This is a genomic window from Sedimentibacter sp. (assembly GCF_032080165.1).
Classification (GTDB): domain Bacteria; phylum Bacillota; class Clostridia; order Tissierellales; family Sedimentibacteraceae; genus Sedimentibacter.
Map to the genome: position 1 here is coordinate 81624 of NZ_DAMASY010000007.1, position 17879 is coordinate 99502.

The 17879-nt window shown below is 33.7% G+C and carries 16 protein-coding genes; 14 read left to right on the forward strand and 2 right to left on the reverse strand.

Annotated elements, in window-relative coordinates; genetic code table 11:
• The first annotated feature begins 16 nt into the window (after positions 1-16).
• From RT412_RS11125 to RT412_RS11150, 6 genes are all read left to right on the forward strand, one after another.
• A complete protein-coding gene (locus RT412_RS11125) occupies positions 17-478 on the forward strand; it encodes a methylated-DNA--[protein]-cysteine S-methyltransferase (protein ID WP_313344741.1) in 462 nt (153 codons plus the stop codon).
• A gap of 183 nt (positions 479-661) precedes the next feature.
• A complete protein-coding gene (locus tag RT412_RS11130; RefSeq protein WP_313344744.1) occupies positions 662-1315 on the forward strand; it encodes a hypothetical protein in 654 nt (217 codons plus the stop codon).
• Between the two features lie 20 nt (positions 1316-1335).
• Complete coding sequence (locus tag RT412_RS11135) at positions 1336-2124, forward strand: zinc dependent phospholipase C family protein (RefSeq protein WP_313344747.1); 789 nt, start codon at positions 1336-1338, stop codon at positions 2122-2124.
• A gap of 98 nt (positions 2125-2222) precedes the next feature.
• Positions 2223-2771, forward strand: coding sequence for a ferritin family protein (locus RT412_RS11140; protein WP_313344749.1), 549 nt, complete (start codon positions 2223-2225; stop codon positions 2769-2771).
• A gap of 137 nt (positions 2772-2908) precedes the next feature.
• The gene (locus tag RT412_RS11145; protein ID WP_313344752.1) at positions 2909-4153 is read left to right on the forward strand and encodes an MFS transporter; all 1245 of its coding nucleotides are present in this window, start codon (positions 2909-2911) and stop codon (positions 4151-4153) included.
• 98 nt (positions 4154-4251) lie between these two features.
• Positions 4252-5052, forward strand: coding sequence for an undecaprenyl phosphate translocase family protein (locus RT412_RS11150; RefSeq protein WP_313344755.1), 801 nt, complete (start codon positions 4252-4254; stop codon positions 5050-5052).
• A 31-nt stretch (positions 5053-5083) separates the two neighbouring features.
• On the opposite strand, the gene RT412_RS11155 is transcribed toward RT412_RS11150, so the two are convergent.
• Both RT412_RS11155 and RT412_RS11160 read right to left on the reverse strand, forming a co-directional pair.
• The gene (locus RT412_RS11155; protein ID WP_313344758.1) at positions 5084-6013 is read right to left on the reverse strand and encodes a TRC40/GET3/ArsA family transport-energizing ATPase; all 930 of its coding nucleotides are present in this window, start codon (positions 6011-6013) and stop codon (positions 5084-5086) included.
• 11 nt (positions 6014-6024) lie between these two features.
• Complete coding sequence (locus tag RT412_RS11160) at positions 6025-6318, reverse strand: hypothetical protein (protein ID WP_313344761.1); 294 nt, start codon at positions 6316-6318, stop codon at positions 6025-6027.
• 166 nt (positions 6319-6484) lie between these two features.
• Here RT412_RS11160 and RT412_RS11165 point away from each other — a divergent pair, with 166 nt between their 5' ends.
• The 8 genes from RT412_RS11165 (at position 6485) to pfkA (ending at position 17727) form a co-directional block, all read left to right on the forward strand.
• Positions 6485-6976, forward strand: coding sequence for a hypothetical protein (locus tag RT412_RS11165; protein WP_313413274.1), 492 nt, complete (start codon positions 6485-6487; stop codon positions 6974-6976).
• A 57-nt stretch (positions 6977-7033) separates the two neighbouring features.
• Positions 7034-8653, forward strand: coding sequence for a carbon starvation protein A (locus RT412_RS11170; RefSeq protein ID WP_313344765.1), 1620 nt, complete (start codon positions 7034-7036; stop codon positions 8651-8653).
• Positions 8654-8903: 250 nt separating this feature from the next.
• Positions 8904-10391 carry a carbon starvation CstA family protein gene (locus RT412_RS11175; protein WP_313344767.1) on the forward strand — a complete coding sequence of 496 codons (1488 nt, stop codon included), beginning with the start codon at positions 8904-8906 and terminating at the stop codon, positions 10389-10391.
• 113 nt (positions 10392-10504) lie between these two features.
• A complete protein-coding gene (cls, locus tag RT412_RS11180) occupies positions 10505-12037 on the forward strand; it encodes a cardiolipin synthase (RefSeq protein WP_313344770.1) in 1533 nt (510 codons plus the stop codon).
• A 37-nt stretch (positions 12038-12074) separates the two neighbouring features.
• Positions 12075-12641, forward strand: a complete 567-nt coding sequence (locus RT412_RS11185) for a chromate transporter (protein WP_313344772.1) — start codon at positions 12075-12077, stop codon at positions 12639-12641.
• The gene (locus RT412_RS11190) at positions 12638-13210 is read left to right on the forward strand and encodes a chromate transporter (RefSeq protein ID WP_313344774.1); all 573 of its coding nucleotides are present in this window, start codon (positions 12638-12640) and stop codon (positions 13208-13210) included. Before RT412_RS11185 ends, RT412_RS11190 begins: the two co-directional genes overlap by 4 nt.
• Before the next feature lie 22 nt (positions 13211-13232).
• Positions 13233-16730: a DNA polymerase III subunit alpha gene (locus RT412_RS11195; RefSeq protein ID WP_313344776.1), complete on the forward strand. Its 3498-nt coding sequence runs from the start codon at positions 13233-13235 to the stop codon at positions 16728-16730.
• A gap of 37 nt (positions 16731-16767) precedes the next feature.
• Positions 16768-17727 carry a 6-phosphofructokinase gene (gene pfkA, locus RT412_RS11200; protein WP_313344779.1) on the forward strand — a complete coding sequence of 320 codons (960 nt, stop codon included), beginning with the start codon at positions 16768-16770 and terminating at the stop codon, positions 17725-17727.
• Positions 17728-17879: the final 152 nt, after the last annotated feature.

Here is a 17879-nt window from a genome sequence, read left to right on the forward strand (position 1 = left end):
AGTGTAGGAGATAATCATGAAAAATATATTTTTCTATGATACAACGATTGGAAAGCTTGCGATAATGGACAATGGCACCGAAATAACCAATATTGAAATAGCTGAAGGTGAGTATACTGATGATTACAATATTTGTGAAACAGAATTGATTAAAAGTGCTTCAGAACAGCTGTATGAATATTTTGACGGCAAAAGAAGAGAATTTAATCTTCCTCTTAAGTTAAACGGAACAAATTTTCAAAACAAGGTATGGAAGGCATTGTGCGAAATTCCCTACGGGGAAACAAAAAGCTACAAGCAGATTGCCGAAAAGGTAGGTGATCCCAACGGCTCCAGAGCTGTTGGAGGAGCAAACAATAAAAATCCTATTATGATTGTAGTACCGTGTCACAGAGTGATTGGCTCAAACGGCAGTCTGGTAGGTTATGGCAGTGGCTTACACATTAAGGAATTACTTTTATCAATAGAAAAGCATTGAAAAAGCAAGACGCACGAGGCGGAGGACACATTAATTTTAGTTATAACAATAATTGATTTTTAATTAATAATTAAGTATAATAAATATGTTCAGTGAATCGCTGAACATATTTAATTTTCACTTACAGTATAAGCGACCGACACCAAATTGCAATTTGGGTCGCCTGCGTTAGAAGGAGAACATATGAAAAAAGGTGACTTTTTATGGTTAGCGGCATTGTCTGTTTGGGTATTCATTTTAGTGATACCGTTCAGCAGAGAAATGTTTATGGAATTTTCAGGAGCACATCCGTATATTAGTGGTTTTATAAAATTTGGAATACTTGCAACAATGGGAGATTTGTTAGGAACAAGATTAGCAAAAGGTAAGTACATTATCCCAAGGGGAATTATAGCAAGGGCAGCTGTTTGGGGACTTATCGGTATGATGGTTTCCTTAGTGTTTACTGTTGTTATGGAAGGGGTAGGCACAGCTCAAAAGCTTAACATGCTTCCTCTTGAAGGTACAAAATTAGCACAGGCGTTTTTTGGAAGTGCATTTATGAATTTAACCTTTGGACCAATGATGATGGCATTCCATAGATTTACAGATTTATATATTGATGCAATTTATGAGAAAAAGAAAAATATTAAGTTAAGCAGCTTGGTAGACAAGGTTGATTGGCATTCATTGGTTGAATTCAGCTGGGTTAAAATGTGTACATTGTTCTGGATTCCTGCCCATACTTTTGTTTTTATGCTTCCTAAGGAATTAAGAGTATTGGTTTCAGCATTCTTATCGATTGCCCTCGGTTTATTGCTGGCTATAGCGAGAAAAGAAAAGAAAAACGTTGAATAAATAAATTAATGGAGGTTTGTATGCCTACAACTTATGCTCATTATACTTTCGGACAAGAGGTTTTAAAAAACTTAAACGATGAAACAAAAAGGATAATTAATGAAAATATAGAGTTGTATAATATCGGACTCCACGGTCCGGATATTTTATTTTATTATCAACCGTTAAAGCCGAATCTGATAAGCAAGACAGGACACGACCTTCATGAGCATACAGCAAATACATTTTTTGAAAATGCAGGAAATGAAATAATAAATAGTAAGAATTTTAATGCTTCATGCTCATATATTTTAGGTTTTATATGTCATTTCATGTTAGACAGCCATTGTCATCCATATATCAGGTTGTTTGAAAATGATGAGTTGACACATGGTGAAATTGAAACGGAATTTGACAGATTTATTATGCTTAAACATAACAAGAAACCTGTTTCATTCAAGCCTGCTTCTCATATAATTCCAAGTGAATATAGTGCACGGATAATTTCACGTTTTTTTGAAGGCATTTCAAGTGAAAATATATTAAGAGCATTAAAGTCAATGAAATTCAATTTAAATTTGCTTGTTGCACCATGGATAATAAAACGATATATAATTTTCGCCGGCTTAAAGCTGTCAGGCAATTATAAAAAAATGAGAGGACTCATAATGAACTATGAGTCAAATCATCAGTGCGATGAATTAAATAAAAATCTATATGATTTATATGAAAAAGCAATAATTAAAGCAGTTGAAATAATACATGAATATTATAATAATTTAAATGCCCAAGACGGTATTAACTCATACTTCAACAGAAATTTCGGATGATTTTTTAAAACGTTGAATGACGGGTAATTTTCACACCTTATTTTAAGTACTACATAATATAATATAAAATATACTTATTATATAGAGGGTGTGAACATATGGTTAATAATATTGAATTTATAAATAGTCAGACATACCAAAACTTACAGGATGCACTGCGAAGAGAATTGACTTTTAGCACAAGCTATAGAATTTATGAAGAAAACGCGCGGAGAGAAGGATATCAGCAGATAGGCAATATTTTTGGTATTACAGCCGGAAATGAGACGGAGCATGCTATAATTTGGTCAAGGTTTTTGATGGGAAACATACCTGATACACTTACAAATTTACAACAGGCAGCTGAGGAAGAAAATTATGAAGGAACCGACCTGTATTTAGAATATGGACGCGTAGCAAGAGAGGAAGGTTATACTGACATAGCAAATATGTTTGAAGGAATTGCAGCAATAGAGAGGCATCACTATTTCAGGTTTAATGCATTAGCGGATAATATTCTAAATAATCAGGTATTCTGCAAGCCGGTAAGCACTGTATGGGTTTGCTTAAGATGCGGTAATCTGGTATGGAGTGAATGTGCACCCGAGGTTTGCCCGATATGCTTCTATCCTCAAGGGTTCTATGAATTGAATTGTGAAAATTACTAATAGTTTGGCGAGACGTGAGGCTCGCTTTTTTTAAAGGCAAAAATTATGGACAAGTTTTATTAAGTAGATTATCATATAAATAATAAGATTCTTTAGGATAGTATAACAATGAGAATAATAAATAACGGGAGTGAAAAATGAATAAAACTGATAGCAAGCTTACAAAGTTAGAAAAATACTGGGTTTTATATGATGTTGGTAATTCGGCGTTTATACTTCTTGTTTCAACCATAATTCCTATTTATTTCAAAAATATTGCTTCTTCCATGGGTATTTCTGCCGCAAATTCAACAGCTTACTGGGGATATGCTATTTCAATATCCACACTGATTGTTGCAATATTAGGACCTATCTTAGGAACATTAGCAGATACAAAGGGTTACAAAAAACCGTTGTTCACGTTGTTTTTAATGTTGGGTGTAATCGGCTGTGCTTCATTGGCATTACCGTTATCATGGATTCTATTCTTGGTTGTATTTGTAATTGCTAAAGTAGGTGTTTCATCAAGTATTATATTCTATGATGCAATGCTTTCTGATGTAACCACAGATGATAGAATGGATATGCTTTCATCTTATGGTTATGCATGGGGGTATATAGGCAGTTGTATACCTTTTACCCTATCGCTTGTATTCATTCTTTCCGCAGAAAAGCTTAATGTTACATCCGATTTTGCCACTAAAACCGCATTCATTATAAATGCAGCATGGTGGCTTTTAGTTACAATTCCTCTTTACAAGAATTATAAACAAATACATTATGTAGAGGTTGAAAAGGATGCTCTAAAAAATGCTTTTATTAGACTTGGAAAAACTTTTAAGGATATAAAGCAGCAGAAAGAAATTTTTGTATTTCTTTTAGCTTTCTTTTTCTACATAGACGGGGTGTATACTATTATAGAAATGGCTACCTCCTATGGAAAAGATGTTGGTATAAGCGACAATAATTTATTGTTTGCATTATTGTTGACACAGGTTGTCGCATTTCCTTTTGCAATTATATTTGGAAAGCTTTCTAAAAAATACAGTACTACAAGCTTAATAAGCTTCAGCATTGCAGGTTATTTCTTTATTACCTTATTTGCATTACAATTAGATAAAGCATGGGAGTTTTGGTTTTTGGCAGTTTGTGTTGCAATGTTTCAGGGAGCTATACAAGCTCTTTCTCGTTCATATTTCGCCAAGATTATACCAAAAGAAAAATCAAGCGAGTATTTTGGATTTTATGATATATTCGGAAAGGGAGCTTCATTTACCGGAACCATGCTTATGGGGATAACTACTCAAATCAGCGGTAATTCCAAGACTGGAGTAGCCTTTATAGCAGTCATGTTTGTTGCTGGATATTTAATATTTAAGAAGGCAGTTAAACTAAATAATTAACAAATAAATGCGAATAAGTATATTTTTTATTGATAAATTCAGTATTTTTCTATATAATTTACTATTAGGAAGAGATTAACCGATAATGAGGTACTAAAATGGATTTTTTTTCAAAGGTATTAAAGGGAATGTTAATGGGTGCAGGTGCAATTGCTCCGGGTGTCAGCGGCGGGGCTTTGGCGGTAATTTTTGGTTATTATGATAAGATTACTTTTTTTATTGCTAATTTAAGTTATAAATTTAAAGAAAATGTTAAATTTTTCATACCTATTGGCATTGGTGGAGTTTTAGGAGTTTTATTATTCAGCAGGATTATTGAATTCCTGTTCAAAAATTTTGAAATTGAAATAAGGTATGCTTTTGTTGGACTCATGTTAGGAACAATACCATCGGTTATAAAAGAAGCAAATAAAAGAGGTTATAAACGTAAATATCTTATACCCTTCTTTGTGACATTTTTCTTTAGTTTAATTCTCTTATATCTTGAAAAAAGTGCTGTTACCATAAACAATTTAAATAATCCGTCAGTCATTAATTTTATAATATATGGATTAATTATTGGCTTCGGAACAATAATACCGGGGATAAGTGCATCAATAATATTAATGTATATAGGCTCATATGAATTGGTTATATCAGCTATATCAAACATGCAGATAATGTTTATGTTTTATTTGGGAATTGGTTTCGGGTTAAGTATTCTGTTGTTTGCAAAGCTTATTTCTGCTTTGTTTAAAAAACATTATGGCTTTACTTATTATGCAATTTTAGGACTTGTGTTAGGTTCTTTAATATCCATATTTCCCGGATTTCAGCTATCACTCGGATATATATTAAACATAATAATTCTATTAAGCTGCTACGTATTAACCTATTCACTTAGCAAATTGGCAGCTTAATAGAATTAATATTCTTTTAAAAAATGTTATATTAAAAATACTCTTCTAATTTATCGGCAATCATTTGAATATTGTTTGATTTCATATCTTCTTCAAGTAAAGGAAGCAGGAAGATTTTTTTATTATTGAAATTTTCTTTAATTATATTTAGATATTTTTGTTCTTGTTCTTTTTTATTAATCCAAAATTCATCGGTCATATTGTCAGGAAGTATTTTATTCACAATAATTCCGTTTACGCTTACATTATATTTCTCTAAAATATTTATTGCCTTAACCGTTTCGTCTATAGGCAATTTTTCTGCATTTGTTACAAATATAAAAGAAAGCTTGCTGTTATCAAGCATTATATCTTTTGCTTTGTTTATTTTATCATATCTCGTCTTTAATATTTTAATAACTTCATCTTTTTCTATTTCTTTTTTATCAGCATAACCGTTATGGTTAGCCATAGTCATAAGCGTTATTGATCTGCTTCTTTTTTTAATCAGTGTTTCAAGCCATGCACCCAGCAATTCAGGCAAAGAAAGCAGTCTTAAGGTATGTCCTGTCGGAGCCGTATCAAATATGATTATATCATAATCGTTTGTTTTCTCCGTAATGATTTCTATCATTTTATCAAATAAAGCGGCTTCTTCTGTACCGGGTGAAATAGAAGCAGCATCTATTTGCTTGTTAATCTGCTCTACAATAATTGGACTTACAACATTCTTAAGACTTAATCTCACATTATCCATGTATGCTTTGCTTTCTTTTTCAGAGTTTATTTCTAAAGCGTCTAAATTAGGCATAATATTAGTAATCTCATTTTTGATTTCAGTTTCAAAAATATCAGACGTCGAATGAGCAGGGTCAGTTGAAACGATTAGTGTTTTATGCCCACTTTCAGCACACTTCAATGCATACGCTGCGCTGCAGGTTGTTTTTCCCACACCGCCTTTACCACCTATAAATGTAATCATATTTAACCTCCCTAAGCATCAAATCCATAATCTCCCCATTTTTCCTGCCAAATGGTTAGCCTTCCTGATATCCTGTTATGCCATCCATCTAAATCATCAGCGATTAAAGGAAGCAGCTCAAGTGAATAATAACTTGTTGGAATAGGTATTCCTAACAGGTCGCCGAAGCACAGTAGCATAAATTCATCCATTTCATTATGTGATTCTTTAATTAAAAGCGCTTTTGATTTTCTGTTAAAGTCGGTGGCACCCTGTATAAACAACATAATATTCTCTTTAATTTTTAAAAATATTTCATTTTTCATCATACGCCCCCATATTTTTTAAATATTCTATATATAGATTATATTTAAGTTTACGACAAATGTCAATTATGTAAAATAGTGGCTTGACTCTATTCAAAAACAGTGATAATATTTATGTATAAAGATATTATACATTTTGATAAAAGGTGAAATTATGGAACTATCTATGTATATTGATGCAATTGAAAATAAACTAAGAGGCAGTTTCGACATATCAAAAAATCATATTATCAATGGATGTAGTTACGAATTGTTTGCAAAATATCACCTTAGAAACGAAAAATACATATTGGTTAAAAAAGCAGTTGCCTACGCTTTTGAAAATAATGAATATGTTCTATTAAAGTATTTTAAAGATTTTGACAAAAATACTTATCATAATTGTACAGACAATTTAATAAAATCTGTTAATTCTATTGTAAACCCATCTAACGAGCACATGTCAAGCACAATTTCAGGAATAATAGTAACAGAAAATATTATAGAAGAAGATTTAGAGTATATAAAAAATGCTGTAAAGCAATTCAGATATAATAAAGGTTTCGCATTTGGATTTAAGGGTTGGGCTGATATACGTTTAATATTAGTCTCCCTTAATGAAGGTTTAATATCAGCTAATAAAAAAGGAAAGGAGGTAAAGGAAGTCTATAATTTTTAGTTCCAATTGCTAAACAATTTTGCAATCGTTTTATTTTATTAAAAAGGAGGAATAATTATGAACGCATTGCTACTTGTTATTGTTAGTATTGTAGTATTTATTATTGCTTATGTAACATATGGTGCTTGGTTAGCTAAACAATGGGGTGTAGACCCAGGCAGAAAAACACCGGCATATGAAATCAATGATGGTGTTGATTACGTTCCGGCAAAACCGGCTGTGCTTTTAGGACATCACTTTGCATCTATAGCCGGAGCAGGACCAATCAATGGACCCATTCAGGCAGCGATATTTGGTTGGGTACCGGTATTTCTATGGATTGTTATCGGAAGTATTTTTGTAGGTGGAGTTCATGACTTTGGTTCATTATTTGCATCCGTTCGTCACAAAGGAAAATCAATAGGTGAAGTAATACATACAAATATGGGAAAAAGAGGAATGCAATTATTCTCAGTTTTCGCATGGCTTACATTACTATTAGTTGTTGCAGCTTTTACTAATATTGTTGCAAGTACCTTTGCATCAGTTCCGGCAGCAGCTTCATCTTCTTTGATGTTTATTGTATTGGCAATTATATTTGGTTATTTAGTATACAGAAAAGGTGTATCCTTAGCAGCAGGAACTGTTGTTGGCGTGGTATTGCTGTTTGCAGCTGTATATTTAGGATATCTTTTCCCTATTTCTTTAAGCGTAAATACATGGATTATTATATTGATGGTATATATTTTTGCAGCTTCAACAGCTCCTGTGTGGATATTACTTCAACCAAGAGACTATTTAAATTCCTTCTTGTTGTATGCTATGATAGCTGGAGCAGTAATCGGTTTATTAGTTTACAGACCGTCTATTCAGTTGCCGGCTGTGACAGCATTTGATGTTAACGGACAATGGATGTTCCCAATGCTGTTTGTAATCGTAGCCTGCGGAGCTATTTCAGGTTTCCACTCATTAGTTGGTTCAGGTACAACATCTAAACAAGTAGATAATGAAAAATCTACAAAATCTGTTGGATACGGTGCAATGCTTATAGAAGGAGTATTGGCAGTTGTAGCACTTATTACAGCAGCATATATATCAAACGGAGAGTTAACAGAATTATTAAAGGGCGGACCGGTAAATGTATTCTCAAGTGGTGTTGGTACTTTTATGGCTAAGTTTGGTATACCTTTTGATATAGGTAAATCCTTTGTTGCTTTAGCAGTTTCAGCATTTGCTTTAACAAGCTTGGATACTGCAACTCGCCTTGGCAGATTTATATTCCAGGAATTCTTTGATAATCCTGAAAGTGAGAAAAAACCAATATTCTCAAATATGTATGTTTCAACTGCAATTACTGTTTTAATAGGCGGATACCTTGCAGCAGGCGGATATGCTAAAATTTGGCCTATATTCGGTTCAGCAAATCAATTGTTGGCAGCATTATCTTTATTAGCAGTAGCAGTTTGGTTAAAGAAAACAGGAAAGAATTATCATATGCTAACCATACCAATGATATTCATGTTGGTTGTTACATTAACAGCATTAGTATTCTTAATCAAATCAAACTTAGCAGCAGGAAACTACATTTTGGTAATATTCCCAGTATTATTGTTCATACTGGCATTAATTCTTGCAAAAGAAGGTTATTCAATAGTATTTAAAAAAGACGAACTGAGTGATACTTCTAAATCAAGTTAAGAAAATATAATTTAAAAATCTCTCTTATAGATTTCATAAGAGAGATTTTTTATTTTGTCAAAATGAAAAATAATTTGACTAAATTTATCGAAAGTGCTACAATCCATTTATGGGTTTAGGCATTTAAAAATTAATAACATAATGTTAGTATTCCTTAGTTATCATTTTATCTTTTATTTATCTAACATTTAGTTGAAATTTCAAATTCCGTATATCCATAGTTGTTATTAATTGACAGGAGGAATTAAACATGACAACATTTTTAATCGGACTTATAGTTCTTGTTGTTGGTGGTTATTTTTACGGAAATTTCTGTGAAAAAACTTTCGGTCCTGATGACAGGGAAACACCGGCAATTACTAAAGCTGACGGAGTAGACTTCGTCGTAATGAAAAGTTGGAAAAATTCATTAATTCAATTGCTAAATATAGCAGGTACAGGCCCTATATTCGGAGCAATTCAAGGTATTCTGTTCGGACCTATAGCATTCATCACTATTCCTATAGGATGTATACTTGCGGGTTCTATGCATGATTATTTCTCAGGAATGATATCTATGAGAAACGGCGGAGCACAGATGCCAAAAATTATCAGAAAATATTTAGGTAACAATGTAATAAAAGTTTATAACTTCTTCTTATGGATATTAATGTTCTTAGTTGGCGTTGTATTCGTTTATACACCTGGAGATTTAATTGTTACTCAAGTTCTTAACCAAGCAGCAGCAGTAGATAATCCTACTACTTGGATAGTTTACGGCGGTATATTCCTATACTACTTAATAGCTACATTATTCCCGATAGATGCTATCATCGGTAGAGTTTACCCAATATTTGGCGGATTCTTAATATTGTCAGCGATAGGAATATTTATAGGAGTATTAATAGATGGCGGTGCAAACTTAACTGCTTTATCATATGCAACTAACCCATTTAAACAACATCCGGGCGGACTTCCTTTTATACCTACATTCTTTATTACTGTTGCCTGCGGTATCATGTCAGGATTCCACGCAACACAAGCTACTTTAATTTCAAGAACAGTTAAGAGTGAAAAAGAAGGTAAAATGACATTCTTTAACATGATGTTGGTTGAAGGTTTTATAGCTATGGCATGGGCAGCTGGTGCAATGGTTATATTCGGAAAAGGTACAGATTTAGCTACAGCTCCAACTTTGATGGTTGGATTGGTTTCTAAAGGATTCTTAGGACCAATAGGCGGTATGATCGCTATCGTAGGTGTTATAGTTCTTCCTATAACTTCAGGAGACACTGCATTCAGATCATTAAGATTAATGGTTTCTGAACAATTTAACATTGACCAAAAAGCTCCTATGAAGAGAATTATAACTACAGCTTGTCTTTTTGTACCGGCATTATTCGTTCTTTATTATGCAAAATCAAGCCCAGAAGGATTTAATATTCTTTGGAGATACTTTGCATTTACAAACCAATTTGTTGCTACATTTGCTTTAGGAACAATTGCAGTTTACTTGTATATTACGGGAAAGAATTACTTGGTATCTTTAATTCCGGGAATGTTCTACTTCTTCGTAACATTAAGCTTCATTTTCCATGCACCAATAGGATTGAAGTTAGACGAAAGATTAGGATTAGATCCATCAAGCTACATGGCTTCAATGATTCTTGCTGCAGTAGCATGCTTAGGATATGCATGGTTCATCAGAAAACATGGTGAATCTCATAAGGAAAAAATACTTCAAAACGTATTAAACTAAAGAAATATGAGACCGTCGTCAGGCGGTCTTTTTTTTATGGCTCTTTATTTACATTTATATGAAATTTTGATACAATAGCATATAAAAGATTTGTTTTTTAACAGGAGTTTTTTATGCAAAGTATACTCAGGATACTATTTAACAGGGTAACATTTGTAGTGCTTTCAATTTTAGCCCAAATATTAACATTCGTGGTTATAATTGATAGCTTTAGCAATTATCTTTTTATTTTTAACTTTTTGTTTATGCTTATAAGTATTTTGGTGGTCATTTATATTTTAAACAGTAAAAGTGACCCTGCTTATAAAATTGCATGGATCATACCCATCATGCTGTTTCCTATTTTCGGAGGTTTATTTTTCCTGATGTCCGGTGGGGCGGGTCTTTCAAGCAGGATGAAAAAAAGCATGACCCTTATTTCTGAAAAGATGAAGGAGTGCTTAAGCCAAAATGAAAAAACTGTTCAAATGTTGTTTGAGGATAACAATATTGCATATAATCAGGCGAAATATATTGAAAAATATACGATGTGCCCTGTTTACAATAATTCTTATACAGAGTTACTCCCTTCTGGGGAAAGCTTCTTTGAAAGCTTGATAGATGAATTGAAGCAAGCTGAAAAGTACATATTTTTAGAGTTTTTTATCATAGAAGAAGGTTTAATGTGGAATACAATTCTAAATGTACTAATAGATAAGGTAAGACAGGGCGTTGAAGTACGTGTCATATATGACGATTTTGGCGGCTCGTTTAAATTACCGCTCAGATATAATAAAAAGCTTGAGACAATGGGAATTAAGTGCTGTGTGTTCAATCCCATCATACCTATCATGTCAATCCGTTTAAACAACAGAGACCATCGAAAAATTGCGGTTATAGACGGAAAGGTTGCATTTACGGGAGGTGTAAACATAGCGGATGAATATATCAATAAAATTGAAAAATTCGGACATTGGAGAGACTGTGCAATCAAAATAGAAGGCGATGCGGTATGGAGCTTAACGGTAATGTTTCTTTCCGTATGGAGCTATTTAAGAAAAGAAGAGGAAGATTATTCTTTATTTATGCCGAAGGATACAGAAGGTGAAATAGGATGCTGCGGATTTGTTCAGCCCTTTGATGACAGTCCATTAGACGATGAGCATGTAAGCGAAGCTGTCTATATGAATTTAATTAATCAAGCACAAAAATATATATACATAGAAACACCTTATTTGATAGCAGATAATAAAATGATGGTCGCACTATCCTTAGCAGCTAAAAGAGGGGTGGATGTAAGGATAATAACTCCTCATATACCTGACAAAAGGTATGCATTTGCAGTAACTCGTTCTAATTACGAGGAGCTGTTGGAATCGGGGGTATCAATTTATGAGTATACTCCGGGATTTAATCACGGCAAAACATTTGTGGTGGATGACACCTATGCAGTGGTCGGAACCATAAATCTTGACTATAGAAGCTTATATTTGCACTTTGAATGTGGAGTATGGCTTTATAATTCTGACAGTGTACTGCAGGTAAAAGAAAACACTTTGAACGCACTGAAGATAAGCCAGAAGGTATCGTTGGATCAGTTAAGAAATGTTTCTAAAATAAGAAAAATAGCAAGAACGGTTTTAAGAATATTTGCACCGATGATGTAGCTGATTTCAATCAGTAGTATAAAGGACATGTATTGATATGGAAAAAAATCTTAAATTTTATTGGACATTATTCAAAATAACTTTTGCATTAAGCGCGTTCACTATAGGCGGCGGTTATGTTATAGTGCCCTTAATGAGAAAAAGATTTGTTGAAGAACTAAAATGGATTGACGAAGAGGAAATGCTTAACCTTGTAGCCATATCACAATCATCCCCGGGCCCGATTGCAGTGAACACTTCAATAATGGTAGGTTACCGTTTGGGAGGTGTAATGGGTTCTTTCGTTACAATTTTGGGAACAATTCTTCCTCCTTTAATAATAATTACTGTTATAGCAAAGTTTTATGCTGCTTTTAAAGAAAACAAAATAGCAAATGCACTGTTGTTAGGTATGCGAGCAGGGGTTGCGGCTGTAATAATTGACGTAATAATTAAAATGGTAAGAGATATTGTTAAAAGCAAAAATAAAATATCAATGGCTGTAATGATTACAACCTTTATAGCAGCAGTTATATTTGATATTAACGCTGCATTAATAATTATATTAAGCGGTGCCTTTGGGGTTTTTTATTACAATTTATATAAAGAAGGAAAACAACAATGATTTTGTTAGAAATTTTTATTAGCTTTTTCCAAATTGGATTATTTAGCATTGGAGGAGGTTATGCAGCACTACCATTAATTGAACATCAGGTGTTAGAGGTACACAAATGGCTTACGATGGAAGAATTCGCAGATTTACTTACAATTTCGCAAATGACTCCCGGCCCGATTGCTTTAAACGCTTCAACATTTGTAGGAACAAAGGTTGCCGGTCTGCCAGGTGCTATAGTCGCAACAATCGGTTGTGTAACGCCATCCTGCATAATAGTTTTAATATTATCCTATTTTTATTTTAAATATAAAAATTTATCAACTATTCAGGGCGTATTAAAGGGTTTAAGACCTGCTGTCGTATCATTAATTGCTTCAGCAGGATTATCGATACTTTTGCTGGCTGTATTCAAAACAGAAGGGGGTACCCTTATGAATATGAACTTAAGCGATCTGAATTTTCTGTCAATAATCCTAATTATTATTGGTGTGGTTGTCTTAAGAAAATATAAATTAGACCCCATTATGGTTATGCTGGCTACAGGTGTAATAGGAATAGTTGCATACGGACTTATTTAATTTTATTTAAGAAGGAAGAACTATGGAAAACAAATTTGCGCACTTACATGTACATACTGAATTTTCCTTGCTTGACGGGGCTTGCAGAATAGGAGAATTAATAGATAAAGCAAAAGAGCTTAACATGACTTCATTGGCCATTACTGATCATGGTTGCATGTATGGAGTTGTTGAGTTTTTTAAAGCTGCAAAAAAAGCAGGCATAAAACCAATACTTGGTTTTGAGGCATATATATCACCAAGAAAAATGACGGACAAGGATTCTCAGCTTGACAAAAATCAATACCATTTGGTCCTGCTTGCAGAAAATTATGATGGGTTTAAAAATATTATTAAGCTATGTTCTGCCGGTTTTGTTGACGGATATTACTATAAACCAAGGGTAGACCATGAAACCTTGAGGTTATACAGCAAGGGTGTTATTGCGTTAAGCGCATGCCTGGCAGGAGAGGTACAGTCATATTTATTAGACAATAATTATGAGCAGGCACTTAAGACCTGTCTTATGTATAAAGATATATTCGGAGAAGATAACTTTTTTCTTGAAATGCAGGATCATGGCATGGAAGAACAAAAGAAAGTGAATCAAGGTCTCCTTAAGATGAGTGAGGAAACAGGAGTAAAATTGGTTGCAACCAACGATGTTCATTATATAAACAAAGATGATGCATATTTTCATGATGTACTTTTATGCATTCAAATGCAAAGAACCGTTAACGAAGAAGACAGAATGAAATTCCCGTCGGATGAATTTTATTTAAAATCATATGAGGAAATGTCAGAGCTTTTTCCTGAAGAAGCAATTGCAAATACAGCTTTAATAGCTGAGCGCTGCAATGTTGAGCTTGATTTTGATACAGTTCATTTGCCTGAGTTCAAAGTTCCTGAGGGCTATACAAAGACAGAATTTTTCAGAGAAATATGTCAGAAGGGTTTAAGGGAAAGATATAAAAATATAGATGATGAAATTCAAAAAAGATTAGATTATGAAATAAGTATCATCGAGCAGATGGGATATGTGGATTATTTTTTGATTGTTTGGGATTTTATTAAATATTCAAAAGATAATAATATAATGGTTGGACCGGGCAGAGGTTCGGCGGCAGGAAGCCTGGTTGCTTATTCTATGAAAATAACCAATATAGATCCGTTAAAACATAATTTGATTTTTGAAAGGTTCTTGAATCCTGAAAGAATAAGCATGCCTGATATAGATGTGGATTTTTGCTATGAACGAAGAGAGGAAGTTATAGAATATGTTAAGCAAAAATACGGCAATGAAAAGGTAGCACAAATCATAACATTCGGTACCATGGCAGCAAGAGGAGCCATCAGAGATGTAGGCAGAGCTTTGGATTTACCCTACAAAGATATTGATTTAACAGCTAAAAAAATTCCTATAAGCATAGGTATGACTATCAACGGTGCTTTGGAAATAAACAATGAACTGAAAGAATCCTATGAAGGAGATTTAAAGGTTAAAAAGCTTATTGATTTAGCACTTAAGGTAGAGGGGCTTGCTCGTCATGCATCGACCCATGCTGCAGGTGTGCTGATTTCAAAAGAAGATGTAACAGAATACGTTCCTCTTTCAAGAAACAAGGATGTAATAACAACTCAGTTTAATATGATAGAGTTAGAGGAACTGGGTTTATTAAAAATGGATTTCTTAGGACTCAGGACATTGACAGTTATAAGAGATACTATTGAATTAATTGAAAGAAATCATGGTATTAAGGTAGATTTCGATAATTGTCAATATGATGATAAGGAAGTATATAAGCTGTTTGCAGCCGCAGAAACTTTAGGGATATTCCAGTTTGAAAGTACGGGCATGAGAGCTTTTTTAACCGAGTTAAAACCGACAGAATTTGAAAATATAGTGGCAGCCAACGCCATGTACAGACCGGGACCGATGGGACAAATTCCGGTATATGTAAAAAACAGACAGAATCCTGAAAAAATCAAATATCTGCATCCGAAATTAGAAGATATACTGAATGTTACCTATGGCTGCATGGTTTATCAGGAACAGGTTATGCAGATAGTAAGGGATATAGGCGGATTTACCATGGGGCGCTCGGACTTGTTAAGACGTGCCATGGGAAAGAAAAAAATGAGCGTTATGCTTGAAGAAAGAAAAAACTTCATTTACGGCAAACCATCTGAAAATGGGGAACCGGCAATACTTGGAGCTGTAAATAACGGTGTTGATGAAAAGACCTCAAATGAAATATATGATTTAATGGTTGAGTTTGCAAAGTATGCCTTCCCTAAAGCACATTCCGTTGCTTATGCAGCCTTGGCTTATGAAACTGCATGGCTTAAGCATTATTATCCTGTAGAGTTTATGGCGGCTTTAATATCAAGCATCATGGGCAGTACAGGTACTGTTTCATTATACATCAGAGAGTGCAAGCGTTTAGGAATTGAAATTTTGCCTCCTGACGTTAATGAAAGCTGTAATAAATTCACTGTGGAAAATGGAAAAATTCGATTTGGTCTTGCCGCAGTTAAAAATGTCGGATCAAATGTTATTGCGGAAATAGTTGATGCAAGAGAAAAAAAGGGTAAATTTACATCATTTACGGATTTTTGCACCAAGGTAGATCAAAGTGTTTTAAACAAGCGACAAATAGAATCATTAATAAAATGCGGAGCATTTGACTTTTTAAAGGTTTACCGGTCACAGCTCATGGCAATATACGAAAGAACCATAGATTCGATTATAAACCAGAAAAAAAGAAATGTGGAAGGTCAATTTTCATTATTTGATGATATAATTTCACAGGATTTGAATATGACTTCAGATGAAGAAATGCCTAAGATTTCCGAATATAATGAGAAAGCACTGCTTACTATGGAAAAGGAAATGGTAGGAGTGTATTTAAGCGGTCATCCATTGTCTGAATATGAAAAGGAGCTTGAAAAAATAGCAACCACAAATACAAGTGAAATTATTGAGCTAAAGGACTCTCATGAAAGCAATGCAAAGATTCAGGACGGAAGCAGAATTGTTATTGGTGGAATAATTGTAAAAAAACAAAATAAAATAACTAAAAATAACAATATGATGGCTTTCATAACCTTGGAGGATTTGTACGGTGCTGTGGAGGGAATAGTTTTTCCTAAAATTTACGAAAATTGTAAGGATATTTTATATGAAGACAATATAGTTGTCGTTGAAGGAATAATCGATGCCTCTGAAGAAGAAGCACCTAAAATTATTTGCAATAAAATAACCGAGCTAAAAAAGGAAGATATAAATTCAGAAACTAAAAAGCAAAGAAAATTGTATTTGAAGATTGACAATACTGAAGCATATAAAAAAATAAAAAATGAGCTTTTTAAAAATATTTGTAAGTGTCCGGGCAGCGATTGTGTTATAATCTATAACAGTCAAGAAAAAGCAAATATGGTTTTACCCGCCAATAGTTGGGTAAATATAGACAATGAAAATTTAATTAACGATTTGAAAGGTTTATTAGGAGAAAAAAATATTGCAATAAGGGAGCAATAGGAGAACAATAGAATTACAATCGTAAATGGAGGTTTGTATGAGAAAAATTGGTGTACTTACTGCCGGTGGAGATGCACCTGGCATGAATGCTGCAATCAGAGCAGTTGTAAGATTTGGAATTTATAATAATATTAATATAGTTGGTATAAAAAACGGATTCAGAGGATTGGTAGAAGGGGATAGCGTAGAAATGAACCTTTCTTCTGTTGCCGATATAATTCACAGAGGAGGCACCGTATTAGGCAGTGCAAGAAGCAAAGAATTTATTGAAGAAGAGGGATTTCAGAAAGCACTTAAAAATATAAAATATTTAGGTATAGACGGACTCGTTACAATAGGCGGCGACGGAACTTTGAACGGTGCTTTGGCACTTGGCAGGGTAGGAATACCCGTTGTCGGTATTCCGGGAACAATCGACAATGATCTTCCATACACACAATATACATTAGGATTTTTTACCGCACTTACAACTGTATTGGAAGCAGTGGAAAAAATAAGAGATACTTCATCATCTCACAGCAGAACTAATGTAATTGAGGTTATGGGCAGGAACTGCGGAGACATCGCTCTTTATGCAGGTCTTGCGGGAGGAGCCGAAATGGTTATTATTCCGGAAGTTGAGAATAATATAGATGAAGTATGTGATAAGATAATGCAGGGAAGAGCCAGAGGTAAAAAGCACAGCATTGTTTTGCTTGCAGAGGGAGCAGGGGATGCCAAGGATATAAGTGAGCAAATAGAAAAAATAACAGGTATTACCACCAGATATTCAGTATTAGGTTATACACAAAGGGGAGGAACGCCTTCTGCATATGACAGATTAATAGGCAGTCAAATGGGTGCAAAAGCGGTGGAATTATTATGCTGTGAAAATTTCAATAAGGTTATCGGCGTTAAAGGCAATGAAATATTTTACATGGATATAGAAGAAGCACTTTCAATGAAAAGAGCATTTGACAGAGAGACATACGAATTAACAAAAATACTATCAATATAGCAATTGATAGACGATAGATAAGCGATGGATAGAGGGGGATACATATGAATTATATATCAAAAATCAACAATATAACGAAATTAATAAAAGAATACATGATTTAGCGGTTAGAATATATAATTACAAAGAATATAAACAAAATTCAATAGCTA